This is a genomic window from Brachybacterium sp. Z12 (genome assembly GCF_014400405.1).
GTDB lineage: Bacteria > Actinomycetota > Actinomycetes > Actinomycetales > Dermabacteraceae > Brachybacterium.
In genome coordinates, this window is sequence record NZ_CP060496.1 from 304,731 (window position 1) to 323,500 (window position 18,770).

The 18,770-nt window shown below is 69.5% G+C and carries 17 protein-coding genes and 3 pseudogenes; 16 read left to right on the plus strand and 4 right to left on the minus strand.

Translation table 11 applies throughout. The features are described from left to right. Window positions 1–74 precede the first annotated feature (74 nt). From H3H54_RS01640 to H3H54_RS01655, 4 genes are read right to left on the minus strand one after another with little or no spacing between them, the layout of a single operon-like run. Window positions 75–1,340 carry an ABC transporter permease gene (locus tag H3H54_RS01640; protein WP_262425251.1) on the minus strand — a complete coding sequence of 422 codons (1,266 nt, stop codon included), beginning with the start codon at window positions 1,338–1,340 and terminating at the stop codon, window positions 75–77. Beyond that, window positions 1,337–2,146 (minus strand): ABC transporter ATP-binding protein, encoded by an 810-nt coding sequence (locus tag H3H54_RS01645; protein ID WP_395963208.1) that lies wholly within the window; start codon window positions 2,144–2,146, stop codon window positions 1,337–1,339. The genes H3H54_RS01640 and H3H54_RS01645 overlap by 4 nt, the downstream gene beginning before the upstream one ends. Beyond that, window positions 2,143–2,421, minus strand: a complete 279-nt coding sequence (locus tag H3H54_RS01650) for an efflux RND transporter periplasmic adaptor subunit (RefSeq protein ID WP_262425252.1) — start codon at window positions 2,419–2,421, stop codon at window positions 2,143–2,145. Before H3H54_RS01650 ends, H3H54_RS01645 begins: the two co-directional genes overlap by 4 nt. Window positions 2,422–2,447: 26 nt before the next feature. After that, entirely contained in the window at window positions 2,448–2,729 is a 282-nt protein-coding gene (locus H3H54_RS01655) for a hypothetical protein (RefSeq protein ID WP_262425253.1), read from the minus strand. Window positions 2,730–3,091: 362 nt separating this feature from the next. Here H3H54_RS01655 and H3H54_RS01660 point away from each other — a divergent pair, with 362 nt between their 5' ends. The 16 genes and pseudogenes from H3H54_RS01660 to H3H54_RS01740 all read left to right on the plus strand — a co-directional run bounded on the left by H3H54_RS01660 (window position 3,092) and on the right by H3H54_RS01740 (window position 18,722). Further along, window positions 3,092–3,304: a hypothetical protein gene (locus H3H54_RS01660; RefSeq protein WP_262425254.1), complete on the plus strand. Its 213-nt coding sequence runs from the start codon at window positions 3,092–3,094 to the stop codon at window positions 3,302–3,304. Window positions 3,305–3,438: 134 nt separating this feature from the next. After that, window positions 3,439–4,377 carry a serine hydrolase gene (locus H3H54_RS01665; RefSeq protein ID WP_262425255.1) on the plus strand — a complete coding sequence of 313 codons (939 nt, stop codon included), beginning with the start codon at window positions 3,439–3,441 and terminating at the stop codon, window positions 4,375–4,377. 29 nt (window positions 4,378–4,406) lie between these two features. Further along, the gene (locus H3H54_RS01670) at window positions 4,407–5,738 is read left to right on the plus strand and encodes a hemolysin family protein (protein WP_262425256.1); all 1,332 of its coding nucleotides are present in this window, start codon (window positions 4,407–4,409) and stop codon (window positions 5,736–5,738) included. A gap of 136 nt (window positions 5,739–5,874) precedes the next feature. Then, window positions 5,875–7,626 (plus strand): pyruvate dehydrogenase, encoded by a 1,752-nt coding sequence (locus H3H54_RS01675; RefSeq protein ID WP_262425257.1) that lies wholly within the window; start codon window positions 5,875–5,877, stop codon window positions 7,624–7,626. 77 nt (window positions 7,627–7,703) lie between these two features. Further along, window positions 7,704–8,593 (plus strand): annotated as a pseudogene (rfbA, locus tag H3H54_RS01680) (glucose-1-phosphate thymidylyltransferase RfbA). A 29-nt stretch (window positions 8,594–8,622) separates the two neighbouring features. After that, a complete protein-coding gene (gene rfbB, locus H3H54_RS01685) occupies window positions 8,623–9,624 on the plus strand; it encodes a dTDP-glucose 4,6-dehydratase (protein WP_262425258.1) in 1,002 nt (333 codons plus the stop codon). A gap of 37 nt (window positions 9,625–9,661) precedes the next feature. Then, window positions 9,662–11,057: pseudogene (locus tag H3H54_RS01690) on the plus strand (sugar nucleotide-binding protein). A gap of 149 nt (window positions 11,058–11,206) precedes the next feature. After that, the gene (locus tag H3H54_RS01695; protein WP_262425259.1) at window positions 11,207–12,772 is read left to right on the plus strand and encodes a polysaccharide biosynthesis tyrosine autokinase; all 1,566 of its coding nucleotides are present in this window, start codon (window positions 11,207–11,209) and stop codon (window positions 12,770–12,772) included. Then, on the plus strand, window positions 12,769–12,993 hold the full coding sequence (locus H3H54_RS01700; protein ID WP_262425260.1) for a hypothetical protein: 225 nt from the start codon (window positions 12,769–12,771) through the stop codon (window positions 12,991–12,993). Before H3H54_RS01695 ends, H3H54_RS01700 begins: the two co-directional genes overlap by 4 nt. Further along, window positions 12,990–13,682, plus strand: a complete 693-nt coding sequence (locus H3H54_RS01705; RefSeq protein WP_262425261.1) for a glycosyltransferase family 2 protein — start codon at window positions 12,990–12,992, stop codon at window positions 13,680–13,682. Before H3H54_RS01700 ends, H3H54_RS01705 begins: the two co-directional genes overlap by 4 nt. A gap of 28 nt (window positions 13,683–13,710) precedes the next feature. Continuing rightward, complete coding sequence (locus tag H3H54_RS01710; protein ID WP_262425262.1) at window positions 13,711–14,337, plus strand: DUF3880 domain-containing protein; 627 nt, start codon at window positions 13,711–13,713, stop codon at window positions 14,335–14,337. Beyond that, entirely contained in the window at window positions 14,295–14,723 is a 429-nt protein-coding gene (locus tag H3H54_RS01715; protein ID WP_262425263.1) for a glycosyltransferase, read from the plus strand. The genes H3H54_RS01710 and H3H54_RS01715 overlap by 43 nt, the downstream gene beginning before the upstream one ends. Window positions 14,724–15,216: 493 nt before the next feature. Then, window positions 15,217–15,774: a hypothetical protein gene (locus H3H54_RS01720; RefSeq protein WP_262425264.1), complete on the plus strand. Its 558-nt coding sequence runs from the start codon at window positions 15,217–15,219 to the stop codon at window positions 15,772–15,774. After that, complete coding sequence (locus H3H54_RS01725) at window positions 15,771–16,478, plus strand: cytidylyltransferase domain-containing protein (protein ID WP_262425265.1); 708 nt, start codon at window positions 15,771–15,773, stop codon at window positions 16,476–16,478. The genes H3H54_RS01720 and H3H54_RS01725 overlap by 4 nt, the downstream gene beginning before the upstream one ends. Further along, a pseudogene (locus tag H3H54_RS19350) lies at window positions 16,420–18,153 on the plus strand (N-acetylneuraminate synthase family protein); the annotation flags it as partial. The gene H3H54_RS01725 and the pseudogene H3H54_RS19350, both read left to right, overlap by 59 nt. Next, entirely contained in the window at window positions 18,132–18,722 is a 591-nt protein-coding gene (locus H3H54_RS01740) for a sugar phosphate isomerase/epimerase (RefSeq protein ID WP_262425266.1), read from the plus strand. The pseudogene H3H54_RS19350 and the gene H3H54_RS01740, both read left to right, overlap by 22 nt. The last annotated feature ends 48 nt before the right edge of the window (window positions 18,723–18,770 follow it).

Genomic DNA, 18,770 nt, shown 5'->3' on the forward strand with positions numbered 1-18,770 from the left:
GAGAGTTGAACGCTCTATAGCCGTTCAACTCTCACAGGCAACAGTTTTGTGGTGGCGGGCTGAATAGAACCACCTCAGCTGCGGATCGCGTCGATCACCCTGATCCGAGTGGCGATCAGTGCGGGCAGCGCGCCGGCGAGCACGCCCACCGCGGTCGCGGCCAGCAGCCCCACCACCACGGCGTCCACCGGGAACGGCGGGATATCCACCAGGCCCACCGATCTGAAGGCATCCGTCACGAACGGGGCCTTCACCAGTGCCACCGCCGCGGCCACACCGATCGCGCCGGCGAGCACGGTCGCGACCACGGACTCCATGAGCACCCCGAAGAAGATGCGCCCGCCGGTGGCACCGTAGGAGCGTCGGATCCCGATCTCCCGCACCCGGTAGCGCACGGTCACCAGCGAGATGTTCACCAGGCCCATCGCGCCCAGCAGCAGGATCACCACGGCCACGCCGCCGATCGCGTAGCCGAACATCTTGTAGACCTCCATCGTCTCCATGCTGAACGAGGCGGGGTACACGTCGAAGGCTCCGGCGGAGGTGTTCGCGAGGCTCTGGCTGAGCTGGCTGCGCACCTCCTCGCCCTGCTCGGGCGGAACCCAGGCGAGATACTGCGAGATCGTCGAGATGCTGGTGTCCACTCCCGGCACCGCGGCGAGGCCGTCCACGGCGATGTACGCCCGCGGGCCCCAGTCCATGGAGGAATCCGCAGGCAGCACGCCGACCACGGTCGCGCGCTCCGACTCGCTCGAGCCGCTCTCGCCGTACAGGGTGATGGTCTCGGTGCCGAGCTCCGGGCGGCCCAGAGCGTCGTACAGCGGCGCGTTCACCACGAGCGCGGGGGCCAGGCGGTGCTGGTCGGAGTCGGTGAGCCACCGGCCCTGTGCGACCTTCATGCGATACATCGCGCCGTAGGAGGGATCCACCCCGGTCAGGTCGGTGCCGACCACGCCCTGCGGGGTCTGGATTCGGGTGTGCGCGTGGGCCTCGCGGCTGCGTTGGGTGATGCCGAGCCGGTCGAGCTGCTCGAGCACGATCGCGTCCTGTTCGGCGGGGGTGATCTCCTCCGAGGAGCCGGAGGCCATCGAGATCGGGTTGCCGTCCCCGTCGATCGCATAGCCCACCTCGCCCATCGGCTGGATGGAAAGCAGGGTGTCGCGACCGCTGCTCCTCTCCATGGACTGCTGCAGGGCGCCGCCGAGCATGCCGCCGCCGCCCATCACGGTGGTCAGGGCGAACACGGAGAATGCGACGCCGATGAGGGACAGCAGGATGCGGCCCTTGTTCACGCGCAGCTCGCCGTAGGCCTCGACGATCGAGGCGAGGAACCCGGTCATGGCTGGACCTCCTGGAGGGGAGCGGTGCCCGTGGCATCGTCGGACGCCTTGGCGGCGACGGCCGCGCGGCCGGCGCGGATGCCCACGGTCGCGGAGAGCGCATCGTGCGCCCCGGAGCTGCCGACGTCGGCCAGCACGCCCTCATCCAGCAGGTAGGAGCGCCGGGAGAGAGCGGCGACCTGCAGATCATGGGTGATGGTCACGAGTGCCGCATCGGACTCGCGGGCGATCTCGTCGAGCAGGGCCATCACGGCCTCGCCGGTGGTGACGTCGAGGGCGCCGGTGGGCTCGTCGGCCAGGATCAGGCGCGGCCTGCGCACCAGGGCGCGGGCGACCGCGACGCGCTGCTGCTCACCGCCGGAGAGGCGGGAGGGCAGCTGCTGGGCCCGGTCGGCCAGGCCCACCCGGTCGAGCATCTCCAGGGCGAGCTTCTCGCGCCGCCAGAACTGTCCGGCGCTGCCGTACATCAGCGGCATCATCACGTTCTCGAGGGCGGTGCGCTTGTCCAGCAGGTTGAACTGCTGGAACACGAAGCCGATGGAGGCGCCGCGCAGGCGGGCCCGCCGCCGGTCACCGAGGCGGGAGACGTCCACTCCGTCGAACAGCAGCTCGCCGCCGGTCTGGTGGTCGATCAGGCCCAGCAGGTTCAGCAGGGTGGTCTTGCCGGAGCCGGAGCGGCCGACGACGGCGACGTGATCCCCGGAATCGACTGTCAGGTCGATGCCGCGCAGGATGTGCAGCTCCTCCCGGCTCGGCAGTCGCACGGAGCGGCGCAGGTCGCGCAACTCGAGCAGCGGCGCGGTCACCAGCCCTCCACGCTCATCGAGTCCTCAACGGCATCGACACCGGGGGCGAACTCCAGGATCTCCTGGCCGTCCTCGAGCCCCTCGGTGACCTCGATGCGCCCGTCGTCGCGCATCCCGAGGACCACCTCGAGCGGGACGGTCTCCCCGGTGGCGTCATCCAGTGCGTAGACGGTGCCGGCGGTGCCCTCGCCCTCCACTGCGGTGGTGGGGACGGTGAGCACGCCGGTGCGGGTGCCGAGGTCCACGGTCACCTCGACGCTCAGACCCGGGACCACGCGTGCATCCGAGGGAACGGGGCAGGTCAGCTGCGCGGCGGAGACGTCGCTGCCGCCGGAGGAGAGCGGCTCCCCGGTGAAGGGGTCGACCTCGGGAGTCTGCGGCGCCGAGGGCTCCTGGACCTCGGCGTCCTCGGTGATGGCGGGGAGGTGCAGGTGACGGGATCCTGGGTGGTGGGCAGCTTCGCGGTCGCGTCCAGCTCGACGTCCAGCAGGGACAGCTGCTGCTCAGGGGTGAGGTCGGCGACGATCGAGTAGGTGCCGGGGAGATGGACGCGACGGTGTCGCGCTTGGCGATGGCGTCCCATTCGGCGACCTCCATGCCGCTGATGGTGCCGGTGGCAGTGGATACGAGGTTCACGTACCGGTATTCGGGGGCGGTGGGCTGCGGTGCCGGGACCGGCTCGGCCTCTCCCGCGGCCTCTTCACCTTCGGGTGCACCTTCGGGCAGCTCTGCCTCGGGCGCGGGCAGCTCGCTCATCTCGGGCTCGACCGGCTGGCGCACCTGGAGGATGCGCTGCCCCTTCTCGACGTGGTCGCCGTTCTTCAACCAGATCTTGTTGATCTCACCCTCGGCGGTGGCCTTGAGGTCGGTGCCGGCGTCGGGCTGGACCATCGCCGGGAGCACCAGCTCTGAGGACACATCCCCGGTCTCGACCATGACCAGGGCATGCTGGTCGAAATCGGCCGTGGGGAACTCGGGATCGTCTTCCGCGGCGTCGGCGCCGGCGGGGAAGAAGGCCATCTTCACCAGCGCCAGGGCGATCAGGCCGAGGATCAGCATCCAGATCACGGGGAAGACATAGCGGCGCAGGGCGTCCATGGGTGCCTTTCGGTCGGGTCGACGGCGGCGCCGACGGGGAAGGGGACTGCGATGCCGTGAGCGCTGCGAGGAGGTGAAGCACTTCACGACGGAGTCATTGTTCCCGGTACCGGTCGCTGTGACCACTGACCTTGGGTGGAGATCCGGAAAAGATCCATGCAACTGCAGGACTATGCAGGCGGTACGGTCGCTCCATGAACGCCGCCGATGCCTCCAGCCCTGTCGTTCCGGATCCCCTTCTGCTGCTGCCGCTGCGCCAGCGGATCCTCGAGCAGCGCCTGGGGGTGCGCGCGGTGCACCTGCACCGGGCGGGCCATCCGGAGCTCAGCCACCGTTTCGCCGAGGACACCGCCGAGAACATCTACTCGGTCTCCAAGACGGTGACCGCTCTCGCCGTCGGCATCGCTGCGGCGGATGGTCTGCTGGACGTCGAGGACCTGCTGGTGGATCACCTGCCCGCCCCGAGCGGCGGCTACGGGGCCGGGGTCGATCAGGTGCGGCTGCGCCATCTGCTGACCATGACGTCCGGCTCCCCGATCCTCGGCTTCCTCGACGAGCAGCGCGACCACCCCGACCTCACCTCCTTGCTGCTGGGCAACGACCTTGCCGCCGAGCCCGGGCAGCGCTGGGAGTACTCCAACGGCTCGATCTTCCTGCTCTCCCGTGTGCTCACCGAACGCACCGGCATGACGATGCGGGACTGGCTGATGCCGCGCCTGTTCGAGCCGCTCGGCATCCTCAACCCGCAATGGCACACGACGCGCGACGGGCACAGCTGGGGCGCGACCGGCCTGCATCTGAAGAGCGGCCAGCTGGCCCGGATCGGCCGGCTGATGCTGCAGCGCGGAATGTATGACGGTGCGCAGCTGGTGCCCGTCGCCTGGATCGACGCGCTGCACGCCGACGATGCCTGGGTCGCCACCGGCGATCCCGAGCCCGAGAGCGCGCAGTACGGCTACGGAATCTGGCAGTGCACGGCCGAGGGGGCCTGGCGGGCCGACGGCGCCATGGGGCAGCTGATCATCGTGCTGCCCGCCCAGGACGCCGTCATCACCATCACCTCACGCCTCGAGGGGCGCGGTGCGGCAGAGATCCTCCGGGCTGTGTGGGAGGAGCTGCTGCCGCTGCTGTGAGCGTGGGGCGCGACAGGTAACGTTGCCCCATGGACTGGACAGCGCTCCTGAACCTCGGCCTCGTCTTCGTGTTCGTGCTCATCGGTGGTCTGTTCGCCGGTACGGAGATGGCGATCGTCAACCTCCGCGAATCACAGATCAAGCAGCTCGAGGAGAGCGGCGCCAGCGGTGAGCGCACGGCGAAGCTGGTGCGTGACCCGAACCTGTTCCTCTCCGCCGTGCAGATCGGCGTGACGGTCGCAGGCTTCTTCTCCTCCGCCTACGGCGCCTCCACCATCGCGCCTTCGCTGGTGCCGGTCCTCACCGGCCTGGGGCTGTCGGAATCCTCGGCGAGCACTGCGGCGTTGATCGGGATGACGCTGGTCATCGCCTACCTCTCGCTGGTGTTCGGCGAGCTGGTGCCGAAGCGGCTCGCGATGCAGAACGCGCTGGGGATGACCAAGGTCGTCGGGCCGCCGCTGAGCGTCTTCGGGCGGCTGATGCGTCCCATGATCTGGCTGCTGTCAACCTCGACCAATCTCGTGGTGCGCATAGTGGGCGGGGACCCGCACGCCGACCGCGAGGCGGTCTCCGCCGAGGAGATCAAGTCCATGGTCCGCAGCTCCGAAGCGCTGGACCAGGCCGAGTCGCGGGTGCTCGCCGACGTGTTCGACGCTTCCGAGCGCACCGTGGTCGAGGTGATGCAGCCCCGCCACCAGGTGCTCTTCCTCGGCGGGGACCGGACCGTGGTCGAGGCCCGCCCGGAGATCCGCGATTCCGGCTACTCCCGCTACCCGGTGATCGGCGAGGACGTCGATGATGTGCTCGGCTTCGCCCACGTGCGGGACCTGCTGCTGGTCGAGGACCCGGCGGGCACGAAGCTCTCCTCGCTGGTGCGGCCGATCGAGCACATCCCCGGCACCGTGGAGGTGCTGGTGGCGCTGAACCGCATGCGCGCCCACGCCGACCAGATCGCCGTGGTGGTGGACGAGTACGGCGGCACCGACGGCATCGTCACCCTCGAGGATCTGCTCGAGGAGCTGGTGGGCGAGATCTACGACGAGTTCGACCGCGACAGCTGGCCCGCCCCCGGCGGTCTGGACCGCATCGTCGAGGCCGACGGCACCTTCGAGGGCGGCCTCATCCTGCAGGAGTTCGAATCTGCGACCGACATCCCCCTGCCGGACACCGGCGGTTACGAGACGGTGGGCGGCTTCCTGATGGCGCAGCTGGGCCGGATCCCCGAGGCGGGGGACCGGGTGGAGGTCGACGGCGGTGTGCTCGAGGTGGCCGAGGTCGACGAACGACGAGTGAAGACGGTGCGCTTCACCGCCGCGGAGCCCGCCGCCGAGAGCTCCCTCGAGGAACCCGGCGGCGACTGAGTGCCTCCGCGGGGCGGAGCTGACCGATCGGCCCGTACCCTGCGCGGATGTGGCCCGGCGCGACTAGGGTGAACAGGACGGGCGCCGCGCCTGGGGGCCGGTGCCCATCCGGACGCACCATCCCAGGAGGCACCGCATGGCCCGCAGCACCTTCGCCCAGCTCCTCGTCACCCAGCTCCGCGATCTCGGCGTCGAGCGCATCTACGGGGTCGTCGGCGACTCCCTGAACCCCGTGGTCGACGCCGTGCGCACCACCGAGGGCATCGAGTGGATCCACGTGCGCAACGAGGAGGCCGGTGCCTTCGCCGCCGGGGCGGAGGCCCGCCTGACCGGCAAGCTCGCCGTCTGCGCCGGTTCCTGCGGGCCGGGCAACACCCACCTCATCCAGGGCCTGTTCGACGCCCACCGCGACAACGCCCCGGTGCTCGCGATCGCCTCCCACATCCCCTCGGGCAAGATCGGCACCGGCTTCTTCCAGGAGACCCACCCGGAGATCCTGTTCCGCGAATGCTCCCACTTCTGCGAGATGGTCAACTCCGGCAGCCACGGTGCCACCATGCTCCATGCCGCGGTGCAGACCGCGATCGCGAAGCAGGGCGTCTCCGTGCTCGTGCTGCCCGGCGACGTCGCCGACGAGGAGGTGGACGGCCCGCTCACCCGCGACCTCGCCACCGAGCTGGGCCGCGTCCAGCCGGCCGCCGGCCCCGTGGGACGCCTCGCCGAGCTGATCGACGAAGCGGACTCGGTCACCCTCTTCGCCGGCGCCGGCGTGCGCGAGGCCCGCGAGGAGGTGCTCGCGCTCGCCGAGCAGGTCAAGGCACCCATCGGCCACGCCTTCGGCGGCAAGGAATGGATGCAGTACGACAACCCGTACGACGTGGGGATGAGCGGGCTGCTCGGCTACGGCGCCTGCTACGAGGCGATGCACGAGGCGGACCTGTTGATCCTGCTGGGCACCGACTTCCCCTACAGCGAGTTCCTGCCGGGGGCCGACGGGAAGAAGGCCCCGAAGATCGTGCAGATCGACGCCGACGCCTCCCGCCTGGGCCGCCGCGTCCCCCTGGATCTCGCTCTCCACGGCGACGTGGGCCTCACACTGCAGGCGGTGCTGCCGCTGCTGACCTCCCGCAAGAGCCATCGCTTCCTGCACAAGCAGCTCAAGGCCCACCACAAGGCGCTGACCGGCGTGGTCGCCGCGTACACCAAGAACGTCGAGAAGATGACTCCGATCCATCCGGAGTTCGTCGCCGCCACCCTCGATGACCTCGCGGAGGACGATGCGATCTTCACCGTGGACACCGGCATGTGCAACGTATGGGGCGCCCGCTATCTCACCCCCAACGGGAAGCGCCGCGTGTTCGGCTCCTGGCATCACGGCTCGATGGCCAACGCGCTGCCGCAGGCGATCGGTGCCTCCCTCGCGTTCCCGGACCGGCAGGTGATCTCCCTCAGCGGCGACGGCGGGCTGGGCATGCTGATGGGCGAGCTGCTCACCGTGAAGCTCCACCAGCTGAACACGAAGATCCTGGTGTTCAACAACTCCAGCCTCGGCATGGTCAAGCTCGAGATGCTGGTGGAGGGCCTGCCCGATCACGGCACCGACCACGAGGACGTCGACTACGCCGCGATCGCGAACGGAGTGGGCCTGCCCTCGGTGCGGATCACCGATCCGAAGAAGCTCAAGAAGCAGCTCGCCGAGGCTCTCGCGACCCCCGGCCCGATGCTGATCGACGTGGTCACCGATCCGGATGCCCTCTCGATGCCCCCGAAGATCACCGCTCAGCAGATCCGCGGGTTCGCGAGCGCCTCCACCAAGGTGGTGCTCGGCGGCGGCGTGGGCAAGATGCTCGACATGGCCGCGTCCAACCTGCGCAACATGCCGCGCTGAGTCCCACGGGGGTCGCAGAGCCCTCGCGGCCAGCGCGCTGCGGTTCGCGCGGTGATGAACGCTGACATACTGGCCGCATGCGCGGAATCATTCTGGCCGGCGGTACCGGGTCTCGGCTCCACCCGCTCACGATCGGTGTCTCGAAGCAGCTGATGCCGGTCTACGACAAGCCGATGATCTATTACCCGCTGAGCACGCTGATGCTCGCCGGGATCCGCGACATCCTGATCATCACCACCCCGGAGGACCAGTCTGCTTTCCAGCGGGTGCTGGGCGATGGGGACCGCTTTGGTGTGAACCTGCAGTACACGGTCCAGCCTTCCCCGGACGGGCTCGCACAGGCCTTCACCTTGGGCGAGGCGTTCCTGCAAGGTGGGAAGGCCGCACTGGTGCTGGGCGACAACCTGTTCTACGGGCACGGGATGGGCGCACAGCTGGGCCGCTTTAGCGACCTGGAAGGCGCGGCAGTGTTCGGCTACTGGGTGAAGGATCCTGCCGCGTACGGCGTGGTCGAGATGGACGAGAACGGCCGCGCGCTCTCGCTCGAGGAGAAGCCTGCGCAGCCGCGCTCGAACCTTGCCGTGCCAGGGCTGTACTTCTACGACGAGACGGTGACCGAGCGGGCCAGAGCCCTGAAGCCCTCCCCGCGGGGGAGCTGGAGATCACCGACCTGAACCGCATGTATCTGGACGAGGGCAGCCTGCAGGTCGAGGTGCTCACCCGCGGTACCGCCTGGCTCGACACCGGGACGTTCGACGATCTCGCGGCCGCTGGTGAGTTCATCCGTACCGTCCAGCAGCGACAAGGCCTGACCATCGGCGCTCCCGAGGAGGTGGCCTGGAGGATGGGCTATCTCGACGATGAGCAGCTGCGAGAACGGGCCGAGCCGCTCGTGAAATCCGGATACGGTCGCTATCTGCTCGACGTGCTCGCCCGCGAGCGCGCCCACCACCCCGTGCATCCCTGACCTGCGGGTCCTGTTCTGGAGGTTCTTCGTTGTCGCGTCATCTGCTCGTCACGGGAGGGGCCGGGTTCATCGGCTCCGCCTTCGTCCACCACGTGATCGCCCGCACCGAGGATACGGTCACGGTGCTGGACAAGCTCACCTACGCGGGACATCGCTCCTCCCTCGCCGGACTGCCGGAGCACCGGGTGCGCCTGGTGGTGGGGGATGTGGCGGACGCGGCGACGGTCGATCCCCTGGTCGCGCAGGCCGATGCGGTGGTGCACTACGCCGCAGAGTCCCACAACGACAACTCCCTGCACGATCCTGCGCCGTTCCTGGCCTCGAACCTCATCGGCACCTTCACCCTCCTGGAGGCGGTGCGCCGGCACGGGGTGAGGTTCCACCACATCTCGACCGACGAGGTCTACGGCGATCTCGCCCTCGACACTCCGGAGCGTTTCACCGAGACCACCCCGTACAACCCCTCCAGCCCCTACTCCGCCACGAAGGCGGGAAGCGACCTGCTGGTGCGCGCGTGGGTGCGGTCCTTCGACGTCCGGGCGACGATCTCCAACTGCTCGAACAACTACGGACCGCGCCAGCACGTGGAGAAGTTCATCCCCCGCCAGATCACGAACCTGATCGACGGGATCCGTCCGCGCCTGTACGGGCAGGGACTGAACGTGCGTGACTGGATCCACGCCGAGGACCACTCCAGCGCCGTGCTGCGCATCCTCGAGGCTGGCCAGATCGGCCGGACCTATCTCATCGGGGCCGACGGGGAGAGAAACAATAAACAGGTCGTCGAGCTGATCCTGCAGCTGATGGGCCAGGACGAGCACGACTACGACCACGTCACCGACCGACCCGGCCATGACCTGCGCTATGCGATCGATGCGACCGCACTGCGCGAGGAGCTGGGATGGTCCCCGCAGTACGAGGACTTCGAGAAGGGCCTGTCCGCGACCATCGACTGGTACCGCGACAATGAGGACTGGTGGCGCCCACAGAAGGCCGCCACCGAGGCGAAGTACCAGGCCACCGGACAGTGATCGCACGGCGCGTCCGTCGCGGCATCGAGAGGACCCCATGACCGAGCTCGCCGTCCACCCCACCCCGATCCCGGGGCTGCTGGTGATCGACCTACCCGTGCATGGTGATGCGCGGGGCTGGTTCAAGGAGAACTGGCAGCGGGAGAAGATGGTCGCCGCGGGCCTGCCGGACTTCGGGCCGGTGCAGAACAACATCTCCTTCAACCAGGCCGTGGGCGTGACTCGAGGGATCCATGCCGAGCCGTGGGACAAGTACATCTCGGTGGCGACTGGGCGCGTGTTCGGCGCCTGGGTGGATCTGCGCGAGGGCCCGAGCTTCGGGGCGACCTACTGGCACGAGATCAGCCCCGAGGTGGCGGTGTTCGTGCCCCGCGGAGTGGGCAACGCCTTCCAGACCCTGGAGGCACCCGCCGCGTACACCTATCTGGTCAACGACCACTGGTCTGCGGCGGCGCAGTCGCAGTACACCTTCCTCCACCTGGCCGATGAGGCCGCCGCGATCCCCTGGCCGATCCCGCTGCCGCAGGCGGAGCTCTCCGCCAGGACCAGCACCACCCGCGCCTGGCCGAAGTGGTGCCCGTCCCGCCGCGCCGCACCCTGGTGACCGGCGGGAACGGCCAGCTGGGCCGCGCCCTCGCCGCCCTCTGGGCTGGGAGGGCCGACGTCGACATCGTGGACCGCACCCGCCTGGACCTCGCGGATCCCGCGAGCGTCGACGCCTTCGATTTCTCGCCCTACGGCGCGATCATCAACGCCGCCGCGTACACCGCGGTCGACGCCGCCGAGACCACCGAGGGCCGCCGCGAGGCCTGGGCCGTGAACGTCACCGCTGTCGCGCGTCTGGTCGAGGCTGCCCGCACCCATCGCGCCACGCTCGTGCATGTCTCGAGCGACTACGTCTTCGACGGCACAGCCGCGCTGCACCACGAGGACGAGCCGCCCAGTCCGCTGGGCGTCTATGGGCAGACCAAAGCCGCCGGTGATCAGCTGGTCGGGTCTCTGCCCGACACTACATCGTGCGCACCAGTTGGGTGATCGGCGAGGGCAGCAACTTCGTGGCGACCATGGCGAGCCTCGCCGAGCGCGGCTTCGACCCGGCAGTGGTCGACGACCAGATCGGCCGGCTCACCTTCACCGAAGATCTCGCCGCTGCGATCGACCACCTGCTCACCGCCCGCCCCGCCTCGGGCACCTACAACGTCACCTGCGAGGGCGAGCCCGCCAGCTGGGCCCGCATCGCCGCCGAGGTCTACACGCTCACCGGCCACGACCCCGCGCGAGTGCGCCCCGTGGCCACGGCCGAGTACTACGCCGGCAAGACCGGCATCGCCCCGAGACCGGCGCAGTCAACCTTGGACCTTTCGAAGATCCACGAGGCGGGTTTCGTGCCGAGGGAGCAGTGGATGGCGTTGGCCGAGCACCTCGGGCACTGACTACGACGCCCTTACCGGTGAGTAGCGGCTCATCCGGGGCACAGGTTCCCAAGTCGTGACCATCCATCGAGGTCAAACCGGGCAGAGTCCGGCCCGGCTCACCTACGATGGCCAGGACCCTCTTCCTGCAGCGTGAACGGTGAGTGCTGGTGACCATCGAAGACTTCCTCAGGCTGCTTCTGCGCAACCTGGTCCTGCTCGTGGTGATCACTGTTCTCGGTGCTGCCGCCGGCTTCGGCTTCTCATACACGAAGCCGGAGGTGTACACGGCCAGTGCGCTCGGTTACGTCTCCGCCAGTGCGCAGACGGACGACGCCGGGAATCCGATTCAGCGGGCGAGCGGGAACATGCAGTTCCAGTACTCCAAGGCGCAGTCCTACCTGCCGCTGTTCAACACCCGCGCGGTGGGGGAGAGCATCGTGGATGAGCTGGGCCTGTCCTCGAGCCCCGATACCGTCGCTGGCTCGCTGCAGACTCAGCTGGACCCCAACGCTCCGATCATCACCGTCACCGCCACAGCGGGCTCTCCGGAGGAGGCCTCTGCGATCGCCAACGCAGCGGTCGAGGCGACCGCCGCGGAAGCTCACGCGCTCGAGACCGGCGGCAACGAGAACGCCGCGGTCAGCGTCCAGCTGACCACGTACCAGAACGCCGTGGTGCCAGGTGCGCCGGTCTCCCCGGACCGCAACCGGTATCTCGCCGCCGGCGCGGCGGCCGGGCTGCTGATCGCGCTCGGCGTCGCCTGGCTGCGCGATCGCAACGACTCGCGGATCCGTACCGCCGATGACATCACCGAAGCCCTCGATCTGCCGGTCCTGGGCACGTTGCCGGAGGCCAAGGAGATGATCCGGGCGAAGGACGGCACGCTGCCGGAGCCGAAGGCCTTCGGCGCCCGGGAGGCGATCCGCAAGCTGCGCACCAATCTGCGGTACGTCGATGTGGACGAGCCTCCGCGCTCGATCGTGGTCACCTCGAGCGCCCCCGGCGAGGGCAAGTCCGTGGTGGCCGCGAACCTGGCCCGGGTGATGGCCCGCGCCGGTCAGCCCACCCTCCTGATCGATGCGGACCTGCGCCGCCCGATGGTGGCCGATCAGTTCGGTGTGGACGGCGCGATCGGCCTGTCCCAGCTGCTGGCCTCCTCGGTGAGCCTCGAGGACGCCACCCAGCCCTCCTCCGTGAAGAAGCTGACGCTGCTGCCCGCCGGCCAGGTGCCGCCGAACCCCTCCGAGCTGTTGGGCTCCCGGCGCATGAAGGAGCTCATCACGGAACTCTCCCGCGAGTATTTCGTGATCATCGATGCGCCCCCGGTGCTCGCGGTCACCGATGCGCAGCTGCTGGCCCGGCACGCAGACGGCGCGATCCTCGTAGGCGTGCCCGGGAAGAGCCGGATGATCGGCCTGACCCGCTCGGTCGAGGCGATCCGCGGGATCGGCGCGAAGGTCTACGGCGTGGTCCTGAACCGCGCATCCGCGAGCCGTTTCACCCGCCTGGCCTACGGCGACGCCGAATACGGGTACGCCGCCTACGGCACCTACGGCTACGGCGCCGCCACCGGCTACGACGACGGCGCGCTCGTACCGGACGCCGAGGATGTGGACGTCGAGCAGGCCGACGGGCCTGCCGAGCCGCTCGCTCCCGCGACGTCCAGCCCGACCGAACCGCCCCAGCGCTCCCGGCGCCGCCGCGCCGCTCCCGCGGACCGGGAACAGGAGTGACCCTCGAGCAGCTCGGGGTGGTCATCCCCGTGCACGGCGACATCGCCCCGGTGCTGCCCCTGCTGACCGCACTGGCCGGCCCCTCGGTCACCACCGCGGATCGAGCTGCCCGGGTGGTGGTGGTCGATGACGCCAGCCCCCAGCCGGTCGACGCCGGCGACCTCCCCGCTGGGGTCGAGCTGCTGCGCCGGGGGCCAACGGAGGTTTCGGCGCCGCGGTGAACACCGGTCTCGCCGCCCTCGCGCAGAATCCCGTGATCGAGCAGGCTCTGGTGCTGAACTCGGACCTCGAGATCCCAGAGGGATTCTGCCGGGCAGTTCTGGCGCATGCCGCGCCGTGGCAGCCCGCCGTGGTCGGCTGCCGGATCGTGGGCCCCGACGGCCACTCCGGCTACGCCGCCCGGTACTTCCCGACCATCGGCCACCAGATCGTCGAGTGGCTCGTCCCGCTCGCCTCGCAGCGTCACCGCGATGCGCTGCACCGCGCCGTGGGCCATGATCTCGATGCCGAGCGCGGCACTGGCATGGTTCCCGTGGACTGGGTCTCCGGAGCCGTTCTGCTGCTTCCGCTGAAGCAGGTGCGCCACGTGGGCGGTTTCGATGAGGGCTACTTCATGTACACCGAAGAGGTCGACCTCCAGCTGCGGCTGCGTCGTGAAGGGATCCCCTCCCTGCTCGACGCGGACCTCGAGGTCTGTCACGTCGGAGGTGCGTCCTCGGGCAACGAGGAGCGCCGCCGCCGCTGGCTGGTGGGCGCCCGCATGCGCTACGCCCGCAGGCACGGCAACCTGCACCTGCTGCGAGCAGGGATGTCCCTGGCCACGGGCGCGAACCTGCTGTGGAATACTGGGAGAAGGGTAGCCGGGCGCCAGGTGCGCCCCTCGCCGTGGCCCGCGACGAGCTGCAGCTGATCCACCGGGCCGGGAAGGACCTGCCGGAATGAGCACCACTCCTCGGCTGCTGCTGATCTCCCCCTCCTTTCATGGCTACTGGCAGAGCATCGGCGACGCCTTCGCCCGCCGTGGCTACGAAGTCCACACCGCTCGGTACGACGCCTACGACACCTTGGCGGAGAAGGTCCGGCTCAAGGCCACCGTGCAGCTGCCCGAGCGCCTGCGCCTGGCCCGCGATCGCCAGGGCGTGGAGAATCGCCGCCTCACCGATCGGGTGATCGCGATGATGCGCGGCGTCCGACCGGACAGGGTGGTGATCATCAAGGGTGACGGCCTCGACGACCGCTTCTGGGACGCCCTGGGTGAGACCCCGCGCATCCTGTGGCTGTACGACGACCTGCACCGCCATGACTACACCGAAGACTTCCTGCGCTCGGTGGGCCCCGTGGTGGATTACGCGCGCTCCGAGGCCGAGGAGCTGCAGCGCCGCGGAGTGGACGCGCACTTCGTGCCCAATGCCTTCGATCCGCACCGAGCGGCGCCCACCGGGCGTCGCTCGGGCGAGATCGTGTTCATCGGCTCCGGCTACGACAACCGCCTCGAGACCCTCGAGACGCTGGGGAGAGAGGCTTGCCCGTCCACGCCTGGGGCCGCGACTTCTCCCGCCACGTGATCGACCGTGCCCGCACCTTCTCGTGGCGGCGCCCCGCGATCGCCTCCTCCCGCGAGGTGCCGCTCGAGCGCGCCTACCAGATCCATGCCGAGGCGGCCGCGGCCGTGGCCATCCACGGCCTCCAGAACGGCCACGCCATGCGCACCTTCGAGATCCCCGGCATGGGCGGTGTGCAGCTCGTGGACCGCGATGACGTGGACCAGTTCTACGAGGTGGACACCGAGGTGGCCGTCTGGCACGACCTCGACGAGCTCACCGACCTCGCCCGCCGCGCCCTGCACGACACCGCCTGGGCCGAGCGGATGCGCGAGGCGGGTCGCCGACGCACCCTGGCCGAGCACACCTTCGACCATCGCCTCGAGGAGGTCGACGCCCTATGGCACTGATCCACCCCCGCAGCCTCGAGCGCTGGCAGGAATGGCAGACGTCTCGCCACCGCGCCCGCCAGCTCAAGCACGCCGTCACCGGAGCGATCCGCTCCCGTCGCGGCGACGCACCCTCGCAGCCGGGCCTGGTGCTGCACTCCCGGACCGGCGCTGAGACCGGCGGCCGGATCCTGATCGCGGTGGACTCTGCCTCGCCCACCTCCCGGATCAGCCTGCTCACCGCCCTGCCCTATCTCAGCTCCGCCGTGGACGTGCTGGCCCCGGCTGAGGTCGAGCTGCCCGAGCTCACGGGAGGGGAGTGGACGCGGCAGATCGTCGCCTCGCCTCGGGAAGTGCTCGATGCCCGCGACATCTCTTCTGTTCTCAGCCTCGGCTGGCACCTGCACGTGGGGCGCCTGGCCCATGATTGGGCACGGGAGCGCGACGTGGCGGCCGCCGTGGTCCAGCACGGCGCGCTCACCCCTTCGCCCCACCGCTGCCGCCCCGCACCACCTTGCTCGCCTGGAGCGATGCGGATGCCCAGTTCTACCGCTCGGGCCGCGACGACCTCGAGGTGCGCACCGTCGGCTCCCAGCTGCTGTGGCAGGCAGGCCACGACGCCGATGAGCCCGGCGGTGAGATCGACGAGCAGATCGTGTTCCTTGGCCAGATGCATGGCGCGGAGCTTCCACGTCGGATCACCGCTGGCACCGCCTACCGTTTCTGCCGCCGCGAGAACGCCCTGTATCGCCCTCACCCTGCCGAGACGGATGTCCTCTCCCGCAGCGCGCACTCCCTGATGCGGCGACGCGGCATCGAGTTCCAGGATCCGGCTCTCCCGCTGCACGAGCTGCGCCAGCCGGTCGTGGGGGTGTTCTCCACCGGTGTGCTCGAGGCGGCCATGCGCGGCCTGCCCGGCTGGGTGGAGGCGACTCACGCCCCTGCGTGGGTGCATGAGTTCTGGGACCGCTACGGGATGCGCCGTTACGGAGGCGAGCCCACCCCGGCCCCGGAGATCCCGGCCGACGAACCCTCCCGGGTGATCGCCCAGGTGCTCGAGGGAGCAGCATGAGCGTGCTGGCCGTGATCCCCGCCCGCGGGGGCTCCAAGGGCATCCCCCGCAAGAACCTCCTGCCCGTGGGAGGCAAACCGCTGATCGCCTGGACCATCGCCCAGGCCCTCGAGGCCCGCGGAGACGGCGAGGTGATCGTCGCCGTCTCCACCGAGGACGCCGAGATCGCAGCCGTGGCCCGCGCGCACGGCGCGAGCGTGATCGACCGCCCGGCCGAGCTCGCCGGCGACACCGCCCCCACCGAGCCGACCGTCCTGCACGCCATGGACGTCGTCGAGGGTGACGGTGCGCAGCTGGACGCGGTGGTGCTGCTGCAGGCCACCTCTCCGGTGCGCCGGCCGGACACGATTCGCCGCGCCATCGCCGAGTTCCGCCGCGCGGGGGTGGACTCGCTGGTGGGTGTGGTGCCGGAGTCACCCTTCTTCTGGCGTCTGCCGGAATCCGCCGGACAGAGCGCCCTCGCCGCCTATGACGTGACCGCCCGGCCCCGCCGGCAGGAGCTCACCCCCGAGCAGCTCCACTACTTCGAGAACGGCAGCCTGTACGTCACGGCGCCGCACATCTACCGCACCCATGAGAACCGCATCGGCGGCCGCACCGGACTGTTCGTCCTGGACGAGGTGGAGGGCGTGGACATCGACACCCTTGCCGACGTCGCCGCCGCAGAGAGCATGCTCGCCCGACTCGGATGGAGAACCACGTGATCCTCGACCGCCAGACCGCGCCCTACACGGTGGACGTGCAGGCCACAGTCCTCGACGCCCTGCGCCGCATCACCGAAAACCAGTCCCGGGTGGTGTTCCTCGTCGACGAGCACGGCACCGTGCGGGGCACCCTCAGCGACGGGGATCTCCGCCGCTGGCTGGTGGCCCAGCCCACCCCGGACCTCGGCGCCCCCGCCGTGGACGCCGCGAACCCCGACTTCGTCGCGGTCGCCCCCGGCGCCCCCGTGGAGGAGATCACCACACTATTCGGGCGCGGCGTGGACCGCATCCCGGTGGTGGACGAGCGCGGCCGGCTCACCGCGATCGCGACCCCCAACACTCGCACCCTCACCATCGGCCGCCGCACCGTGGGCGAGGACCATCCGGCGCTGATCATCGGCGAGATCGGCAACAACCACCAGGGCGATGTCGAGCTCGCAAAGCAGCTCGTGGACGAGTGTGCCGCAGCCGGTGTGGATACCGTGAAGTTCCAGCTGCGGGACATGGCGGCGCTGTACCGCACCAGCAGCGCCGGGGACGCCGGTGAGGACCTGGGTCCGCAGTACACGATGAACCTGCTGAGCAAGTACTCCCTGTCAGTGGAGGACATGTATCGCGTGTTCGACCACTGTGCTGAGCGGGACTTGACGTGATCTGCACGCCCTGGGACATCCCCTCCGCCGATGCGCTGCACCGCTACGGGATGCCTGGTTACAAGATCGCCTCTGCGGATCTCACCAACCACGACCTCCTTGGCCATGTGGCCGGCTTCGGAGCGGCGATGATCGTCTCCACCGGTATGAGCAGCGAACAGGAGATCACCGCGGCGGTGGACGTGCTGCGCGCACAGGGCGCCCCCTTTGCCCTGCTGCAGACACAGTCGACCTACCCCGCGCCCTACAAGGACGTGAACCTGCGGTACATGGGGCGGCTCGCCGAGCTCGGCGACTGCCTGGTGGGCTACTCCGGCCACGAACGCGGCTGGCACGTGCCGGTCGCCGCGGTGGCCCGCGGGGCGAACATCATCGAGAAGCACGTGACGCTCGACAAGACCCTCGAAGGCACGGACCACAAGGTCTCCCTGCTGCCCGAGGAGCTCACGGCGATGGTTCGTGAGATCCGCGAGGTGGAAGAAGCTCTCGGCACCGACAAGCCGCGCGAGGTATCCACCGGAGAGTTGATGAACCGAGTCAACCTCGCCAAGTCGCTCGTGGCCGCACGGGATCTGCATACCGGCGACGTGGTCACCGCGGCGGACGTCGAGGTCAAGAGCCCCGGCCGCGGCCTGCAGCCCCATCGCCGGGAGGCACTTCTCGGCGTCACCCTGCATCGCGACGTGCCCGCCGGGGACTTCTTCTACCCCGGCGACCTCGCGGGCCGTCCGCAGTCCCGGAGCGACTACAGCTTCCACCGTCCCTGGGGCCTGCCGGTGCGCTTCCACGACTTCCGCGCACTGCTGGAGGTGTCCGAGCCGGACTTCCTCGAGTTCCACCAGAGCGGGAAGGACATGGACCTCGAACTCAGCCAGTTCTTCGAGGCGGGGGAGAAGCTGCCGCAGTCCTTCACCGTGCACGCCCCGGACCTGTACCCCGGCGACTTCCTCATCGACCTCGCCTCCCCGGATGACGCGGTCTGGGAGCGCTCGATCACGAGGTGCAGCGCGTCATCGACATGACGCGCGACATGCGTGAGCACTTCACCTGCGAGGAGGATCCGATCGTCGTGGTGACGATGGGCGGCTTCCTGCCCGATCGTCACCTGCGCGCAGAGGAGCGCTACCCGCTGTACGAGCGGGTGCAGCGGGGCCTTGAGCGCATCGACGAGGCCGGGGTGCGCCTGACTCCGCAGACCGTCCCGCCGTTCCCGTGGCTGATGGGCGGTCAGCAGTTCCACAACCTGTTCATGGAGCCCGAGGACACGGTGTGGTTCTGCGAGACCTACGGCCGCCGCCTCACCTTCGACGTGTCCCACTCGAAGCTCGCCGCGAACTTCTACCACCGCCCCTTCAGCGAGTACATCGAGGCGATGGGCCCCTATACCGAGCACCTGCACATCGTGGACTCGGTCGGGGTGGACGGAGAAGGAGTGCAGGTGGGCGAGGGCGAGGTCGACTTCAAGGACCTCGCCGAGCGCATGGACCGCCTAGCCCCCGATGCGCCGTTCATCCCGGAGATATGGATGGGGCACGTCAACAACGGAGAGGGCTTCTTCGTGGCCCTGGATCGGCTGCAGGAATGGTTCTGAGCGAAGTGCTCGTCGAGGAGGCGCTCGCGCTGTGGTGCGTGCCCGTCT